Below are 17,063 nucleotides of genomic sequence, written 5' to 3'. Positions count from 1 at the left end.
TTTAAAAAGGAACCGGAGCATAAAACTCCATCAGCTCCTCTGTTTGTGGATGATAAAAACTTAAATTTTCAGCATGTAAACACAGCCGCGGCATCAACTGTTGCTGCTCAGGAGTCGCATACAATGTGTCGCCAATAATGGGATGACCTAAATATTGCATATGTACACGAAGCTGATGTGAACGGCCGGTAATCGGGCTCAGTTTGACACGCGTCACCGCCTGTCCTTGAATTTCAAAATGTTCGATGGCCTGCCAATGTGTCAGTGCAGGCTTGTTGTGATTGGGATCGGCAATATGTAAAGGTGGGTGTTCCGGATCGTAAATAACCGGCACATCAACCGTGCCCTCACCTTCAAGATGCCCTGCCACTACGGCTTGATAGGTTTTGTCTGTTTGGCGTTCCTGGAATTGACGGGAAATGGTTTTTTGTCCCCATCTGGTCAGGCCAAAAACCAGGATGCCTGAAGTATCACGATCCAGCCGATGAATCAGCAAGGTTTTTGGTTCTATTTTTAATAATCTATTGATAACACAATCTTGCAAATCTTCGGTTTTACCGGGAACAGTGAGCACACCTGCTGGTTTATGGATGACCATAAAATCTTGATCACGATGTATCAGATGTTCGGTTAGAAAATTACTCAATGTTCAATCCCAGGCTGATCGCGAAAACGAGCCGGCAATAATAGAAAGCTTGGCACAGAATTACAATGCACAATGCTGGAATTGGCGACGGATTTTCCGATTTTAAGTAAAAAAAATTTCAATTGGATGAAAAATAAAATCTATAGACTTAGTTCAGCTGTAAAAAAAGCAATAACTTTGCCAATGAAGCATGCTGCAGGAAATCTTCATAAGTGATATTGGCACCATTGGCCCGCCATAGACCGATCAAACTGACGATTGCTACCGAGTCTAGTCCATAGCTGCGTAAATCTTGTAATGGATCAATTTCCAAAGGCTCTATATCTAGCTGTTCTGCAACCGCAAGTAAGATGCCTCTGGCCGATAAAATCAATTCTTTCGGCGCACTTAAACTCCATAAGCGCATCACACTATAGCTGTTCATGTGATGCACGCCTTGAGCTGAAATACTGTCTATCCACTGGATATGTTGTTCTTGGTTATGCATGTGTATTGCATCATCCACTACACAGATCTGCTCGGTCACGCTTTGTAGATGTGGCAGTATCTGTTTCAGCATTGGCGTGATTTGTCCTGCAAAAATCAGTTGTGGATGTGTGCTTGCATATTCTCCAAGCTGTTGCATACCTTGAATAAGATCATCGCCATATAAATCTACAATCGGAATTTCCAGTGCTTTGGCTTTATTACTGATCTGAATCAGATTGGTCATTAGATCTGTGTCTTTTATGCCCGTTTGCATGCGTAAGTTTTGCAATCCAACAAGCACCAGCACAGATTGTGTTGAAGATAGTTGCCATTTGGCTTGAGATGGTGCAAGTTGGATTTTTTTGGGCATGGGGTAAAGCATGGGAGATGATTCATCTAATATTTACATAGTTAGACTATGCTAGCTTAGATTTAACTGTTTGATAAGTTTTTTGGATTGTTCTCAGTATTCTAAATGGACTTCACATAAGAGATTTTATGTCAAATTAAAAGCTCTAAATGATAAAAGTTACTAAGGCTGATTTTATTTATATTTTTTATTAGGTTATATATTTATAATGACAATTAAAATATGAAAATCAATAAATCATGAAACATTATCAAGACACTCAAACAGGGCAAATTTACGCATTTGAAGATAATTTTGACCCCTTCATATCAGATAATCGCAATATTCCTAAAACCCTAACAGAAATAATTAAAAATAAAGCGACAGACACATCTGTTTGGTACAACGGAGAGTGGGTTGAACTAACAGATGCACCAACTGATTATAAAGAGCCAATTTCTAGTGTGCCATCATATAATCCTGCTTGGATAGTTCATTTAAGACCTTATTCAGCAATCATTAGCGAAAATGGAAATCAAATAAGTTTCTCATTAGGCCAAATCAATGAAAATTCTTATGAGGGAAAGCAACTATCAAAAGTAGTAGGAACACTCCCTCTAAAGATTAATAAAGGACTAGATGCATTAGTAAGCTACGATGGAGCAATAGCAATTCCCCAGTGCAATGCATTTTCAACAAGATCTGAAGGAATTACCAAATTAAATGAGATTCTATGCTCTTTATTATTAGGCGGAATCCATACTGAAGTTTTGCATGCACATGAGCTAGTGATTGGATCACTTCATGAAAAAACCAACTTATTTGCTTATACACCATGTATTCATACTCAACTAAGATTAAATTGGGCATCCATAACTGAACGATTTGGACCACTTATGTGTCCTAGAGTTTTGAGTGTTGGGAATTTACAAAAAGCTTTTTCTGAAGGTCAGGCAATTATTAAATCCCTTCCCCAATTTACGCCATTTTTTCTTTTAAATGGCTATACATCCTTGATTAATCACAACAATAATGATGCTCTTAATAACCTGTGGATAGTTGTAGAACAACTTACAGAGATATTATGGGTAAATCAGTACTCTAAGAATAGGAATATCTATCTACAGGACGTGCACAAACGACATGCTAAACTCAAATCAAAGATAGATAATAATATAATTAGCGCAAAACATGAGCTTTTAAAATTATCTAAAATTATAACAAATCAAATTTATCAGAAACTTAATCGAGTACGCTATTCACGCAACAAATTAGCACATAGTGGAACTCCACCAAATCGTGAAGTAATAATTGAGCTATGGGAGGTATTGCCAGAGCTTTTTGAAATTGCTATATACCGTAAAAATATGGGTATGCGAGCATTAAAGGTAGGGCAAGAAATTAATTGGGATATTCCTAGCAATACTAATTTTGATGAATGGCAAGAAATAGCTACCTTAATCAAATAATACCTATTAAAAAGGATCATTTACAAAAATCAAGCCCAAGCATATCAACTTGGGCTGTTTGAGGATTATTCAAATTCCACGATTATTTTAATTAAATTTCTTTTGGAATTTACACTAAAACTTAATTCTGTAGCGCCAAAAACTTCTCAATCGCCTGCTGCGCAATCTCCGCATCTTCAAAGGATTTTACACCAGACACACCTATCGCACCGACCAACTGCCCTTCATACATAATCGGCTCGCCACCTTCAAGCATCCCGGAAAAAGTTTCCATAGTCAGAAAGCCCATTTGACCGCCTTTGATAATATCTTCAAACAACTTGGAAGGACGGCGGCTGATCGCAGAACATTTGGCTTTTTCTAAACACAGATTAGCTGTCATTGGAGATGACCAATCCATACGCTTCATTGCAAGCAAATTTCCAGTTTCATCTACAACGGCGATACTGACATTAAAGCCCTGCTCTAATGCATATTCATACGCTTGATTTAATAAAAACTCGGCATCACTCAGTGTCAGATAATGTTTGATTTGCATATTCACTCTCAAAAATTCTTTATAAAAAAGCCCGCTATAAAACGGGCTTCATTTACATACTCAAAATTAAGCTGATGCTTTCATTTCCGCGAATGTCTCTTTTGCAGCTTGAATAGTAAATTCAATATCTTCATCACTGTGTGCGGCTGAAATGAATCCTGCTTCAAAGGCAGATGGCGCAAGGTTTACACCACGCTCTAACATACCATGGAAGAACTTACGGAAGGCATCCACATCACATTTCAACATTGAATCGAAGCTGGTGATGTCTTCTTGGTCTGTGAAGTACAAACCGAACATACCGCCTACTTGTTGAGTCTTGAATGGAATGCCTGCTTCATCGGCAGCCGCTTGTAAGCCGGCAAGCAATTTTTCGAGTTGTGCGGTCAATTTTTCATAGAAACCTTCAGCACGTAAATGCTTAAACATTTCAATACCGGCACGCATTGCAAGTGGATTACCTGACAATGTGCCAGCTTGATAAACTTTACCCAGCGGCGCAATGCATTCCATCACTTCACGTTTACCACCGAAAGCACCAACTGGTAGGCCTGCACCAATGATTTTACCTAAAGTGGTTAAATCAGGAGTCACGCCATAATGTGCTTGCGCACCGCCTAAACCCACACGGAAGCCAGTCATCACTTCGTCAATAATAAACACTGAACCGTGTTCATCACATACATCACGAATCGCTTGCAGGAATCCATCAATCGGTTTCACCAGATTCATGTTGCCTGCTACAGGCTCAACAATTACACCCGCAATTTCATGACCAAATTTGGCAAAGCATTCTTTTAAGGTAGCAATGTCATTGTACGGCAGCGTTAAAGTATGTTTGGCAAAATCTGCAGGCACGCCCGCAGAAGTCGCTTCACCCTCACCACTGGTCAACATACCTGAACCTGCTTTAACTAAAAGCGAGTCTGAATGACCGTGGTAACAGCCTTCAAATTTCACAATCTTGTCACGTCCGGTATAACCACGTGCCAGACGAATCGCTGTCATGGTTGCTTCAGTGCCCGAATTGGTCATACGAACCAGTTCAATAGACGGCATGATTTCACAAATAATATCCGCCAAAGTCGTTTCATGAACAGTTGGCGCACCAAAACTTAAACCATCAACAGCAGCTTCTTGAACGGCTTGAATAATTGCCGGATGGGCATGGCCTAAAATCATCGGCCCCCATGAACCGACATAATCGACATAGCGTTTACCATCGACATCGTATAAATACGCACCTTTGGCTTTTTCAATAAATACAGGCGTACCACCCACCCCATTAAACGCACGTACCGGTGAATTCACCCCACCCGGAATATGTTTGCTGGCTTGTTTAAACAATTGTTCTTGCTTTGGAGATAGGCTCATGAATTTACTCAACTCAAAATTAAATCAATTTAAATCTATTTTATTAAAGGTGGTCTTGGAAAAGTGCAGACCATTCATCAAGACGTTCAGGAATGGTCTGCATTGGACGACCTAATATATCACTAATCACCGCGCAATAATCTGCACCAGATTCAATCACGACTTGTGAATTTTCAACAGTTAAACCACCAATGGCACAGATAGGCACATTTAGTTTTGCTTTGGCTTGTTTCAATGTTTCCAGACCAATGTTTCCAGCCTCAGGCTTACTCTCAGTGGCATAAATTGCGCCAAAGGCCACATAGCTTGCACCCTCAGCAATTGCCTGTTCAGCCAATTCCAAAGAGTTATTGCAACTACGACCAATCAAAACCCCTTCAGGTAAGCGTTCAACTGCTTCAACGATTGAGCCATCATCTTGTCCAAGATGAACCCCAACACCATATTGAACCGCCATTTCAAGATCATCATTAATCACAAATGGCACATTGTATTCTGCACACATGGCTTTCATGTATTCGACTTCGTAAATTTGATCTTCTTTAGCAACTTTTTTACGACGATATTGCAATACAGCGACCCCACCATTCGCCATAACACCTTCAAGTTTTGCCAACAAAAGTTCCAATGGATCATCATTGGTAATCAAATATAAACCGCGCATAAAAAACTGCCAAAACTAAAACTGCCCTATTATAGGCATATCAGGGATGAGATTCAGCGGAACTGTCTTAATTCCCTAAGGAATAAAAGCAATAAATTTGCAAAAATTTAAAAATACCTGACTATCGCAACTTTTTTTCGAAAAAAGTGAAAAAATACCTATTTTCAGTGATAGACCATCTGGATATTAAACGCTTTAATAAAGTCACAGAATAACAATAAATAACAAAGACAATATAATAATAAAACTTGCAACAACAATGATCAGACTTTCTAATCCTTTGTTATAAAACGCGCTTGGGGAAGCGGACCAAGGATTAGAAAGTCGCCCTATTTTTTACTCAACTCAAATTGTGTGACACCTTCAATCTTACTGAATGATTTACAGTAAATAATTAATTTTTGTCTCAAAGCATTTAGCTTTTTTTACTGCATCCCTTACATAAAAAAAGCCTAGAGAAGGTCACTCTAGGCTTGGAAAACTTTAAGACTGGGACAATTCGGAAACAAAAAAATCAACTTCTTGAACGTCTACTCTATTAATAGAATATTCATTCTATTATTGCAAGCCCAGACCCCATAAATTTTCATCTATTTTATCTGATGGTGATTTTTTGCGATTATGTTCACATAATAAAAAATCGTGAGCAGCTTATTTACCTAACTTGGAATTTTATCCAGTGAACGGTCTTTTAAACTTAAATTACCACGCACCACATCAGATAACATACGCCAATCTGAAATAAAACTATAGAGCGGCTGTTTAAAACTGGCCGGTTTGTTTTTTTCAAAGCAGAAATGACCTGCCCATGCACTGGCATAGCCAAACAATAAGCCATAAACCAGATACTTTGGCTTTCTTTTTACAATGGCACGACTTAATAGGCAGGCCCCGACACTGCTGCCAAATATGTGCAAACGGCGACTCATGATATTACGATGCTCAGTTAGATAAAACCGATAGAATTCATGATAGTTTTGAATCGGCAGCTGAAATTCCGGTTCTGGATGATGTTCAAATTTGAGCTGGATTGTTGTATTCATGGTCATAGTCCTGCCTATTTTGATTCAAGTTAGCTCATATTTCAGCCAAATTAAAGTGTCCGCTTTTATCATTTTTTTGATCATTTGCAAAGCAACCAGTCAAGAATCCGTTCGTCAAGTCTTACATCAAAAATCATTTTCGCTACAATCATCAGCTTAGAATGAACAATGCTATTTCCGGCACTATAAAAGAACAGATTTCATAACGCATGTGTAAGCTATAGATAATGTTTGCATTGCTGACATCACATCAAAAAATTAGGATGAAAAATCATGGTTGAAGTTGAATTAAAATTTCAAATTCCTGAAGCAAGACGTAATGCTTTACTGAAAGCATTGGATCCTAAAAAATCTGAAATTATTCAACTGAAAGCCAAATATTACGACACATCGGAACCCTTACTCTCACAACATGGTGTTGCCTTAAGGCAACGTCTCGAAGGCACGCGCTGGATTCAGACCTTGAAAGCTGCCGGTAAAAGTCATTTACATCGTTTTGAGCATAACCATGACTTAGGAGAACTGGAACAAACACCACAGCTGGATTTATCTATTTATGAGCAGGATGCTGAAGCACAACACATCCTGAAAAATGCTTTGGGTGAGGCACAGGATCAACTTAAATTACAGTTTGAAACTGATATACAGCGTACCTTTCGCGTCATTCATTTTGAAGAAACCGAGATAGAAGTCAGTCTAGATGTTGGTGAAGTGCGTACCGAAACAGCCCAGAGTGAAGTACATGAAGTCGAGTTTGAATTGAAGTCGGGCTCAGTCCAATCTCTTCTCGCCTTTAGCTTTGAATGGGTGAAAAAATATCACCTTTGGCTGGATGTGCGCAGTAAAGCCGAAATCGGCAATCTTTTGGCCATCCAGCAACCCGTCAGTCCGGCGAAACCTGCCAACGAATTTAACTTAAGTAAAAAAGATCCTGCCAATAAGAACTTACGCCTGCTAATTGCACAGCAGTTACAGCATTTATTGCCGAATATTGCGGCTATTTCTGCAGGTGTTGCTGAGCAAACACATGTTCAGCAAGCACAAATTGCCCTGGATCACTTGCATTTAACCCTGTCGTTATTTAAAGACTGGAATGATGCTGTTTCAGACAAGTGGGCAATACAGCTGCGGGCATTTAAGCAGCAGTTCGATCATTTGCAGCATTTGGAACACATGCAATCGACTTTAGGTGCTTTTTTACAAAATCCAAATACGGCGTCAAATTTAGCCAAAGATATCTTGTATGCCAAAGAAAAGTTGGCCAACCTAGTACGTTCAACCCAAAACGTGCATCATTATCTGGAATTATTGATGTTTGGCTTAGACCATGAGGACAAGTCACAAGCGCATGACTTAAAATGGTTTGCGCAAAATACCTTGCAAAATCAATATAAACAATTACAAGAGCATCTTTTGGCTGCCGATATTGCTCATTTCGAGAGTCTGGATCAGTTAGCGACTAAAATTCATGAACTGAAATTTAGCTTTCCTATTTTAACCTCGATTTATGATGTCAAGAATTTGCAAAAATACAGCAAAGCCTTAAATGACGCTCAACTTGCCGCCAGTGAATATCAGATTCTGGCCTCATCTGCCGAGTATATTCAGCAAACTGAACTTGAAGCCAGTGACTGGTTTGTTTTGGGCTGGCTGACAGCGAAACAGGAAGTCTATGCACAAAACCTGCTGGAAGCGACAGAACAATTTCTGGTGAGCCGTAAATTTATTAAATAACAAATAAATTAATAAAACTAAACCAATAAAATCAAAGCGTATGGTACGATTTTTTAATGCACAGCATTGATCGGTCGATATACGCTTTATTTACTTTTCAGCAAAACCCTACTCTTTTTTTGATACTGGCTTACAATCAATGTTATGACCCGATCGATGGTGAAGTGTCAGGAGTTTTAACATGCTTGAAATAGAATTAAAATTTCAGATCCCCGCATCACATCAAGAGAAGCTCTATCAGCTCTTCTTGAACAAGAATGCTCGCTTGATTTCTTTATACGCAAAATACTACGACACGCCCGAACGGCATTTGGCTGAAAAAAATATTTCTTTACGGCAACGTCTTGAAGATGATCACTGGATACAAACTTTAAAAGCACCCAGCGATCATTCCTTACAACGTTTTGAACTAGAAAGCGATTTAGGCAAGCTAAAAGACCCGGATTTAGATCTTAAGATTTATCAATCCGATTCGAAAGCAAAACAATTGCTGCAAAATGCTTTGGGCAAACAGGCTAAAAACCTGATTATGCAATATGAAACGGTAGTTCAACGTCTGGTGCATGTGATTCATTTTAACCGTTCAAAAATTGAAGTGTGTCTGGATCGCGGTGAAATTCGACATAACGATCAGAGCGTGCCAATTTATGAAATTGAATTTGAGCTTAAACAAGGTTCCGTACAAGACCTGATCAAGTTTATTCACCCTTGGGTGCAGCGATACCATTTATGGCTAGATGTGCGAAGTAAAGCTCAACGCGGCGATTTGCTGGCACAAAATTTAACAATTCTTCCCGCTCAATTTGCAAGCCCACTCAAACTGAATCCACAGGACTCAACAGATAATGCATTAAAACAGATCATCAATAATGCCTTGCAGCATTTATTGCCCAATGCATCAGCTATCGCTTCTGGACAGTATGATAGCGAACATGTACACCAAATGCGTGTGGCCATTCGCCGTTTAAGAAGTGCCTTGCGTGTTTTTGATGACTGGTCAAAAGATGTCAATCCGGATTGGCAAGAGCAACTGACTCATCTGTTCCGCCAGCTAGGTTCAACCCGCGACCGTGATGCCTTAAGTGAAGGATTGTTACCCCAGCTCGAACAGGCTGGTGCACCTATTGTTCAGCTTCCGGATATACCTGAAGAATCCAGCATTCCGATTGATGAATCATTACGTTCCCCAGACTTTGTGGAATTGATTCTGCATTTGCTGCGCTTTGTCGATCAGCCAGGTAAAGAACAGAAAAAACCGCAATTGAAAAAGGATATTGCAAAAAAACTGCAAAAACTGCATCAACAAATTTGCAAAGATGCCGATCAGTTTCTACAGCTGGATATTCCATCCCGGCATCGCACCCGCAAACGGGTCAAACGCTTACGCTATTGCGTAGAATTCGTTGCTTCACTCTATCCAGGCCAAAAGGTAAAGCGTTATCTCAAAGATTTAAAACCCGCCCAGGAAAGTTTGGGTCAATATAACGATTTAATGGTGGCCGAAGCACTGTTTCAGGACATGGTAAAGCGTAAACAAAAACTGTGGTTTGCCTTGGGCTGGATTGCCAGTGAGAAAAAATACATTCTACAACAAGCGCAAGCACATTTAGAGGATTATGCGAAAACCGACACTTTTTGGTAATTCGAGGCACAGATAAGATTGACCTCTTTCCATGCTTTAACGATATTTGCCAAAAATTTTCCAGGTTCCATTATCTGCCAATGGATCGCTATAACTGTCATTACGTTGTTTGCGCGGTTTATCGCGTGCATCGACCAGTTCAAAATGTGACTCTGTACTGAGTACAATGCCATTCACATAAAACCGTGTGCGTGTGTATTCACTTTGTCCATGTTGAAACACATAAGTGCGCAAGTCGATAAATTCGCGATGTGCCACCAAAGCTGCCGTATCATCACTTTCTAACCAGGCACTCATGGCTTGAATTTGTGCAGGCTCATATTGTCCACACTTATCCACCAGGCTGGCAATACCACGAAAGGTTTTCGATTCTTTGGCGCGGGTTTTGTTAATCCGGATGCGATCAACATGAAAATAAAATAACGGCAGATTCAAATGGCTGGGTAAATGTACGGCATCTATGGTTTCATCCTCCATAAAAGGTTGAAACAGGTCTTGTGCCCTTTCAATTAAACCCGTCCATTGGCGGTAATATTCATCAACTTCTTTTTGAGTTCCATAATAAATGGGCAAGCCTTCAACATTGGCCAGGTTTGCAGGTGGCCAAATATTTTGACGCAATAAGGCGATGTCACTTTTTAGACTCTGTACAGCAATGGCATCTTGCATTGGAGTATCCATTTTTATGCTTAGGCTATTTTTAGATTAATCCAAAGGTTTAGTTTCTGCAAGGCTTTGCCTATAATATACCATTAGATCGTTTTTGCAGGAAAAGTTCATGGTTCAAAAGATTGAAGCAACAGATGTAACCGAAGAAGAAGCGTTAAATGCTGCTTTTTTTGAACGTGCTGATGAATTTATTAAACAGGCCAACGAATTTTGCCGTATCGAAAAAGGTTCTGCAGTGAAACCTGCTGAAATGCGCGGACAAGTCAGTGCTGCCATGCTATTTGGTACTGCCCGTTTTAATACCTGGGTCGCTGCCAATAATTTTAAAGATGGCAACGAAATGCGTGATGCCAAAGATCAGGTCATGTCTTACATCATGCAGCAGTTCCAGATGATGCTGGAAGATAACTATGACGAATATTGCGAACAGTTTGAAAACTATCTTCGCTTCCGTCATAACGAAGAATTTCATGCCAACAAACATGACCATGATCATCAGCACTGATCACAAGTTTAAAAAGCCCTTCAGGGCTTTTTTTATGCCCCCAGTTTTTGGATGAAAGGTCATTTAAAGCCGGATCACTTTACAGTATGTTTAAATAACAGAGATTTGCTGAACCAAGGACAGATATGCAACAGCTGGATTTTGCAATTATTGATTCGCATATTCACCAATGGGATCCTTATAATACGCCCCATGCAGCAGCTTTGGCAGTGAAATTATTGGGCAAACACCCTTATTTGCTCGATAAATTCGTGCGGCTGGTGAACTCCGATGATCTGATCGAAACTGTTGGCCTGACCAATCATGTGACAGCGCCCTATTTGCCTGAAAACTATGTCGAAGATATTGGTCATTATCAGGTTGAACAAGTGGTGCATGTGGAAGCCAGCTGGCATAAAAATAAAGGTAAAGGCGTGATCGGTGAAACCCGTTTTATTGAATCGCTACCCTTCAATGCTGAAACCGTTAAACTCGGCGGTATCGTTGCAACTACCGATCCACGAGACAGCAATTTTAAAAAGATTTTGCAATTACATAAAAAAGCTTCGCCGCGCTTTAAAGGTATTCGCAAAATGGCGGCAGTGCATGAAGATAAAGGTATTCATGCCTGGGCAGATGAACCGCATTTATACCGCAATAAAAAGTTTTTAAAAGGTTTTGAAGCCATCGCACAATACAATTTAAGCTTTGATGCCTGGGTATATTCCACTCAATTGAATGATGTGATTGCCCTAGCCAAACAATTCCCGGAAACCTCTATTGTGTTGGACCATTTTGGCACGCCCGCCGGTCTGTTTGGCCAAGTCGGTACTTTGACCGGGTTGACCAAAGTCGCCAGGGAAAATATTCTGGCACGCTGGCAGGAAGATATTGCCGAACTGGCCAGCTGCCCGAATGTTTATATCAAGATGTCTGGCCTGTTGATGCCAGTGTTGGGGCATCAGTTTCATAAGCAGGATCGACTCGCCAGCAAACAGGAAGTCTATGATTTAGCACTGCCACTGATCAGCCATGTGCTGCAGAATTTTGGCAGTTACCGCGTGATGTTTGCTTCCAATTTTCCCATGGATCGGGTCAGCACTTCACTGGTGAACATCATTGATGCCTTTAGTGATGCAGTGGTGGCTTGTGACCCTGATGCATTGGAACGGGTATTTCATCATAATGCGAAGCAGTTTTACCGGCTTTAATAACCTCTCCCTCACCCTCTCTTTTCAGGAGAGGGAAATTGAAAAAAGAGGATCAAGCATTATGACTTGTTTTGTGGTTTGCCATACTGGTCTGCCATGACTTCCACTAACTGATCCAGTTTGATGTATTTCTTGATCACGGCATCTACATCTGCCTTGGTCAATTTTGCAAAAGTCAGGTCACGTTTTTCACGGAACAATAAGTCGCGCTTGTGTTCCAGTTGCGGCATAAGCATTGCGTGAATATTGCGTTCATCTTCCAAGGCGGTGACCCGTTTTTTCATAATATTGGCTTTGGCTGCTTCCAGCTCCTGTTCAGTCACACCTTTACTAAGTAAATCACTCAGCACTTTATGCACCCCTTGCGAAACTTGTGCCGACTTCGCTGCCGTATAGTTGGCTTCAATGGTGATTGCACCTGAATCCATCCAGTCATCCAGATCAAGATCACTGCCAAAACCATAGACCAGCGCATTTTTCTCACGCAGTTCTTGGGCTAAACGTGAAGATAGTTGCGAGTCTCCCAAGATATAACTAAACACCATTAATGCTGGCGCATCGGCATGATTTGAGCCCACTGGCAAGGTCAAAATTGCCTGATAATTACCAAATTCACGTTGCTCCGATAAGGCATGGATTTTTTGTGCTTTATAAGCCTGATAATCAGAACTTAAACGTTGATAAGGCAATTGCGCCTTCCATCCTGAAAATTCTTTTTGTAGCAATTTAAGCATGGGCTGAGCTTGATAATCGCCAGTGATGGCAATTTGGGCATGATTGCTGACAAAAAAGTCCCGATAAAGCTGCTTCACTTGCTCAACTGTTACCGCTGTAAGCTGCTGTTTGGACAGATCCGGTTCAAAATGATAACGCAAATCCCCCGGCTGGTATGTTTCAAGCAATCGGGTCATGGTCAGTGCTGCAACCGTTTCAGGTTCCGTATATGGTCGGTCTAGACTCGATAAGCTTTGTGACTTGATCAAATCAAATTGAGACTGTTCAAACTTTGGTGTTTTCAAAACCTCGAGCATAAATTTGAAATAGTCATCAAATTTCTCTTTTTTCGCTACAATTTGAATGGTGATGCTATTCGCAGATGCAGTCGCCGTTGCCCCACCACCGGCTTCAATCGATTTATCGGCAATATCCTGCAAGCTGTATTGATCTGAGCCACGCAAGAGTAGATAAGCCATCAAATCCAGTACTTCACCTTTATTAAACAAAGATTTGTCCGTACCAAAGTCTACAGAAATGGTGGCATAGGTTTTATCATCACGGGTCGATGTCGGATATAAGGCATATACAATGCCATTCTTTAACTTGCCACGCTGAATTTTCTTTTCGGTATCGACTAAATACTGTTTAGAGGTTTTGACGTATTCAGCCACCTCCTGCTTATAGACACTGCTTTCTTTGAGCGGTTCTTCTTGGGTACCGGTCTGATCCAGGGTTTTAGGCTGTTCAGCAACCTGTTTTTGCTCTAGTGCTTTTTTCTGATCTTCTGGGGTCGGTTTGATATCGCCAGAAATACGATGCTCAGGAACTAAAAACTGGGTCAGGGTTTGATTGACATCAGCCAGCTTCAACTGTTTTACATTATTCAGATCGGTAAAATACTGTGACCAATTGCCCTGATAAGAAACGTAATAATCACTTAAACGATCCCCCAAAGCAGCTGCATTGCTGAGCACACTGTCTGCCTGATTTTGAATCAGATTTTTTACCCTGTTCAGTTCGGTTTCATTAAAGGCCTTATTTTTTTCAACACCTGCCACCAATTCTGACTGAACTTTTTTCTCATCATGATTCGGGGCATAAATCGCGCCCATAAACACCAGATTAAAATCCTGATCCAGCCAGGTGGTGGATTGAACACCTGTACTTAAACCGGTTTCCACCACGCTCTGATATAAATGCCCACTCGGCTGCATGGTATATAAATAAGGTGCCAGCGCCAAAGCAGATTTGATCTTTTCATTTTTGCCGTTCAGGTAAATATTGAATTTGGCTAGATCACTGCCCTTTTGTACCAGATAATTGCGGTTCTGAATCTTGCTTGCATCCAGCACAGGAACCTTGCTTTGTTCGGGAACCTGACGGGCTGCTATTGGGCTGAATTTTTTATCAATCTGTTTTAATACCTCAGTTTTATCAAATTTACCGGAAATGACCATCACGGCATTGTTGGGTGCATACCAGGTACGATAAAACTTATTCAGCTCATCCATTTTGATGGACTGCAATTCTTTTAAATCCCCAATCGGTAAACGCCCCAGATACTGGTTGCCATAAGCCGATTTCCACATCTGGTCCATCATCACTGCAAAAGGTTGATCCATACGAACTTCACGTTCGCGCTTTACAATGGCAATTTCCGAAGGAACAAACTTTTCCTGCAGCACCAGTTTATCCATGCGCTCAGCTTCGAGATGAATCACTTCATTAATTACATTCTGTTCAGGACGAATCACATTCGTATATTTGGTGGAATAATAATCTGTGCTAGCATTGGTCATTAAGGTGTATTGATCCAGTCGGCGCTGAAATTCTTCACCTTTGATATTTTGTGTACCCTTAAATGCCAAATGCTCGAGCAGATGTGCCAAACCGCCTTTGCCCTGCGGATCATTAAGTGAACCGGTCAGATAGACCGTATTCATAAATACTTTATTTTCTTTATTATTTTGCGCCAGCACCACGCGAAAACCATTTTCTAATTTATATTCTTCAATCTTCTGCTCAGATTTAACCAAAATCGGTTGTGCCCAGGCTGCTGCACTAAAACCAACAAATAATAATGAGATAGTAAGTTGTTTAAACCGCATGAGCATAATTATTCCAATTTATTCAGTCATATGAATTTTTAAGCCATCACATCTTAGAAAATGATCGTGATGTTGAGTAGTCACTTTTTGCAAGAATTGCTGTTTATTTCAACAGCTTTGTAGTCCATTTATATCCATATGTTAAAGATGTAGTTCTGCCTGCATATATAATTTTGCATAGCCTGAAATTTCAATCCGTTCATTTTCAAGCAGTTCACAATACAATTTTCCTCCACGTGCGGATGCCTGATAAGCCAGAATTTGGTTCTTGCCCAATTTCTCCGCCCAAAGCGGTGCAATCGCGGTATGAATTGAACCGGTGACCGGATCTTCATCAATGCCATTGGCTGGAGCAAAATAACGCGATATACAATCATAAGGCTCAGCAGCCTGAGCAGTGATGGCCAGATCCAATACAACCTGTTGTTCGGTTGCTTCAGCTTGAAGTTGTGCCCATTGTTTGAATAATTCCAGATTGGGCTTTTCATCCCATACATCTTGTGAATTTTCATATTCCACAATATAGGCCTGATGATTTAAAAAAACATTTTTAAATGGCTTGCTTAAAATTTGCTTTAAAATTTCAGGATAATGGGTAATTTTTTTTGCCCGGCGGACTGGAAAATTCATTTTAATTTTGCCATCAGCCACTTGGCTCACCACAAAAACTCCTAAGTCTTTCACATGAAACTGGATGGTGCGCGCTGTGGTGTAATCTTTAAATAGCACAAAACTGCTGGCTAAAGTGGCATGCCCACAAAAATTCACTTCCGTGGTTGGGGTAAACCAGCGGATTTCATAATTTTCTGCATCTATGACTTTCACAAATGCGGTTTCAGCCAGATTATTTTCCAAGGCCATATTTTGCATCAGGGCTTCATCCAGCCAGTGTTCAGTCACAATCACTGCCGCAGAATTTCCTTTAAACAGTTCCGTTGTGAAGGCATCCACCTGATACATTTTCATCTTGATCTCCCCAATTTTAGATTCAGCACTTTTGCATGTTCTAAATGCAATACAGACATTATTGCTGCAAGTATTCCATAGCGTGCTTTTTAAAAACAAAAAAGCTGATCTAGAAAGACTGTTTTTACATCCACCTATAGATCAGCAACTTTATGTATAAATACTGACGTATTAATTGTGATTTTCCCCTGGAAAAAACCTGGCTTTAAGGCTAGCTTATCTATATCTATATCATTGATTTATATCTCATGAATTTTCAAGTCCATATGATTGATGTGAAAAATCAATTACAGAACTATATTTGGTTATTAGAACATATCCCGAGTAAAGAAGTGGTGGCAGTTGACCCTACTGAAGCGCATCTGGTCGAAGAGTTTTGTGCAGCACAGGGTTTAAAGCTGAGTCAAATCTGGCTGACGCATTGGCATAAAGACCATACTGGCGGTGTACCTGAACTTTTAAAAGATCGTCATATCCCCGTTTATGGTCCACGGGAAGAATTAAGCAAAGTTCCATTTATTAGCCACCCTCTACAGCATCAGTCCCATCTCAGCTTTCATGAGTTGAATATTGAGATTATTGCCGTACCTGGGCATACGCTAGGCCATATCGTTTATTTTATTGATGCCCTGGATGTGCTGTTCTGTGGCGATACGCTGTTTGCCATGGGCTGTGGCCGTGTGTTTGAGGGAAGCTATGAGCAAATGTACCACTCGCTCAATCGCTTGGCCGCTTTGCCTGCGCGCACCAAAGTCTACTGTACCCATGAATATACGCTGGCCAATGCCAAGTTTGCTTTACATGTCGAACCTGACAACCTTGCAATTCAACAGCGCTTTGAACAGGTTGAAGCACAGCGTATGCTCGGTCAAGCGACTTTGCCAAGCAGCATTGAACTGGAACTGCAAACTAATCCCTTTTTAAGGGTGGAAAGTGTTGAAGAATTTCAACGTATACGCCAGTTAAAAGACCAGTTTTAAT

The 17,063-nt window shown here is 40.5% G+C and carries 15 protein-coding genes; 6 read left to right on the top strand and 9 right to left on the bottom strand.

The window, feature by feature from the left end; translation table 11 throughout:
• Position 1: 1 nt before the first annotated feature.
• Complete coding sequence (locus ACE01R_RS00565; protein ID WP_395544103.1) at positions 2 to 646, bottom strand: RluA family pseudouridine synthase; 645 nt, start codon at positions 644 to 646, stop codon at positions 2 to 4.
• A gap of 148 nt (positions 647 to 794) precedes the next feature.
• Positions 795 to 1,496: a phosphopantetheine-binding protein gene (locus ACE01R_RS00560; RefSeq protein WP_395544092.1), complete on the bottom strand. Its 702-nt coding sequence runs from the start codon at positions 1,494 to 1,496 to the stop codon at positions 795 to 797.
• Between the two features lie 227 nt (positions 1,497 to 1,723).
• On the opposite strand from ACE01R_RS00560, the gene ACE01R_RS00555 reads away from it, so the two are divergent.
• Positions 1,724 to 2,932 (top strand): hypothetical protein, encoded by a 1,209-nt coding sequence (locus ACE01R_RS00555; RefSeq protein ID WP_395544091.1) that lies wholly within the window; start codon positions 1,724 to 1,726, stop codon positions 2,930 to 2,932.
• A gap of 121 nt (positions 2,933 to 3,053) precedes the next feature.
• On the opposite strand, the gene ACE01R_RS00550 is transcribed toward ACE01R_RS00555, so the two are convergent.
• The 4 genes from ACE01R_RS00550 to ACE01R_RS00535 all read right to left on the bottom strand — a co-directional run bounded on the left by ACE01R_RS00550 (position 3,054) and on the right by ACE01R_RS00535 (position 6,551).
• Positions 3,054 to 3,470: a heme-binding protein gene (locus ACE01R_RS00550; RefSeq protein ID WP_395544086.1), complete on the bottom strand. Its 417-nt coding sequence runs from the start codon at positions 3,468 to 3,470 to the stop codon at positions 3,054 to 3,056.
• A gap of 66 nt (positions 3,471 to 3,536) precedes the next feature.
• Complete coding sequence (hemL, locus tag ACE01R_RS00545; RefSeq protein WP_395544078.1) at positions 3,537 to 4,844, bottom strand: glutamate-1-semialdehyde 2,1-aminomutase; 1,308 nt, start codon at positions 4,842 to 4,844, stop codon at positions 3,537 to 3,539.
• 43 nt (positions 4,845 to 4,887) lie between these two features.
• Positions 4,888 to 5,508 carry a thiamine phosphate synthase gene (gene thiE, locus ACE01R_RS00540; protein WP_395544073.1) on the bottom strand — a complete coding sequence of 207 codons (621 nt, stop codon included), beginning with the start codon at positions 5,506 to 5,508 and terminating at the stop codon, positions 4,888 to 4,890.
• Positions 5,509 to 6,167: 659 nt separating this feature from the next.
• On the bottom strand, positions 6,168 to 6,551 hold the full coding sequence (locus ACE01R_RS00535) for an Mpo1-like protein (protein WP_395544072.1): 384 nt from the start codon (positions 6,549 to 6,551) through the stop codon (positions 6,168 to 6,170).
• 273 nt (positions 6,552 to 6,824) lie between these two features.
• Here ACE01R_RS00535 and ACE01R_RS00530 point away from each other — a divergent pair, with 273 nt between their 5' ends.
• Together ACE01R_RS00530 and ACE01R_RS00525 are read left to right on the top strand one after the other, a co-directional pair.
• Complete coding sequence (locus tag ACE01R_RS00530; RefSeq protein ID WP_395544069.1) at positions 6,825 to 8,285, top strand: inorganic triphosphatase; 1,461 nt, start codon at positions 6,825 to 6,827, stop codon at positions 8,283 to 8,285.
• 181 nt (positions 8,286 to 8,466) lie between these two features.
• The gene (locus tag ACE01R_RS00525; protein ID WP_395544065.1) at positions 8,467 to 9,927 is read left to right on the top strand and encodes a CHAD domain-containing protein; all 1,461 of its coding nucleotides are present in this window, start codon (positions 8,467 to 8,469) and stop codon (positions 9,925 to 9,927) included.
• A 36-nt stretch (positions 9,928 to 9,963) separates the two neighbouring features.
• On the opposite strand, the gene ACE01R_RS00520 is transcribed toward ACE01R_RS00525, so the two are convergent.
• Complete coding sequence (locus ACE01R_RS00520; RefSeq protein ID WP_395544332.1) at positions 9,964 to 10,596, bottom strand: hypothetical protein; 633 nt, start codon at positions 10,594 to 10,596, stop codon at positions 9,964 to 9,966.
• 109 nt (positions 10,597 to 10,705) lie between these two features.
• On the opposite strand from ACE01R_RS00520, the gene ACE01R_RS00515 reads away from it, so the two are divergent.
• Both ACE01R_RS00515 and ACE01R_RS00510 read left to right on the top strand, forming a co-directional pair.
• The gene (locus ACE01R_RS00515) at positions 10,706 to 11,101 is read left to right on the top strand and encodes a DUF3144 domain-containing protein (RefSeq protein WP_395544063.1); all 396 of its coding nucleotides are present in this window, start codon (positions 10,706 to 10,708) and stop codon (positions 11,099 to 11,101) included.
• Between the two features lie 125 nt (positions 11,102 to 11,226).
• Positions 11,227 to 12,291 (top strand): amidohydrolase family protein, encoded by a 1,065-nt coding sequence (locus tag ACE01R_RS00510; RefSeq protein WP_395544060.1) that lies wholly within the window; start codon positions 11,227 to 11,229, stop codon positions 12,289 to 12,291.
• 59 nt (positions 12,292 to 12,350) lie between these two features.
• On the opposite strand, the gene ACE01R_RS00505 is transcribed toward ACE01R_RS00510, so the two are convergent.
• Together ACE01R_RS00505 and ACE01R_RS00500 are read right to left on the bottom strand one after the other, a co-directional pair.
• Positions 12,351 to 15,122, bottom strand: a complete 2,772-nt coding sequence (locus ACE01R_RS00505; RefSeq protein WP_395544059.1) for a M16 family metallopeptidase — start codon at positions 15,120 to 15,122, stop codon at positions 12,351 to 12,353.
• A 135-nt stretch (positions 15,123 to 15,257) separates the two neighbouring features.
• A complete protein-coding gene (locus tag ACE01R_RS00500; protein WP_395544058.1) occupies positions 15,258 to 16,082 on the bottom strand; it encodes a PhzF family phenazine biosynthesis protein in 825 nt (274 codons plus the stop codon).
• Positions 16,083 to 16,330: 248 nt separating this feature from the next.
• Here ACE01R_RS00500 and gloB point away from each other — a divergent pair, with 248 nt between their 5' ends.
• Positions 16,331 to 17,062 carry a hydroxyacylglutathione hydrolase gene (gene gloB, locus ACE01R_RS00495; protein WP_395544054.1) on the top strand — a complete coding sequence of 244 codons (732 nt, stop codon included), beginning with the start codon at positions 16,331 to 16,333 and terminating at the stop codon, positions 17,060 to 17,062.
• Position 17,063: the final 1 nt, after the last annotated feature.

Source organism: Acinetobacter sp. BSP-28 (assembly GCF_044130285.1).
GTDB lineage: Bacteria > Pseudomonadota > Gammaproteobacteria > Pseudomonadales > Moraxellaceae > Acinetobacter.
Note: the sequence above shows the minus strand (reverse complement) of the source record. Positions and strands in the feature narration are given on the sequence as shown.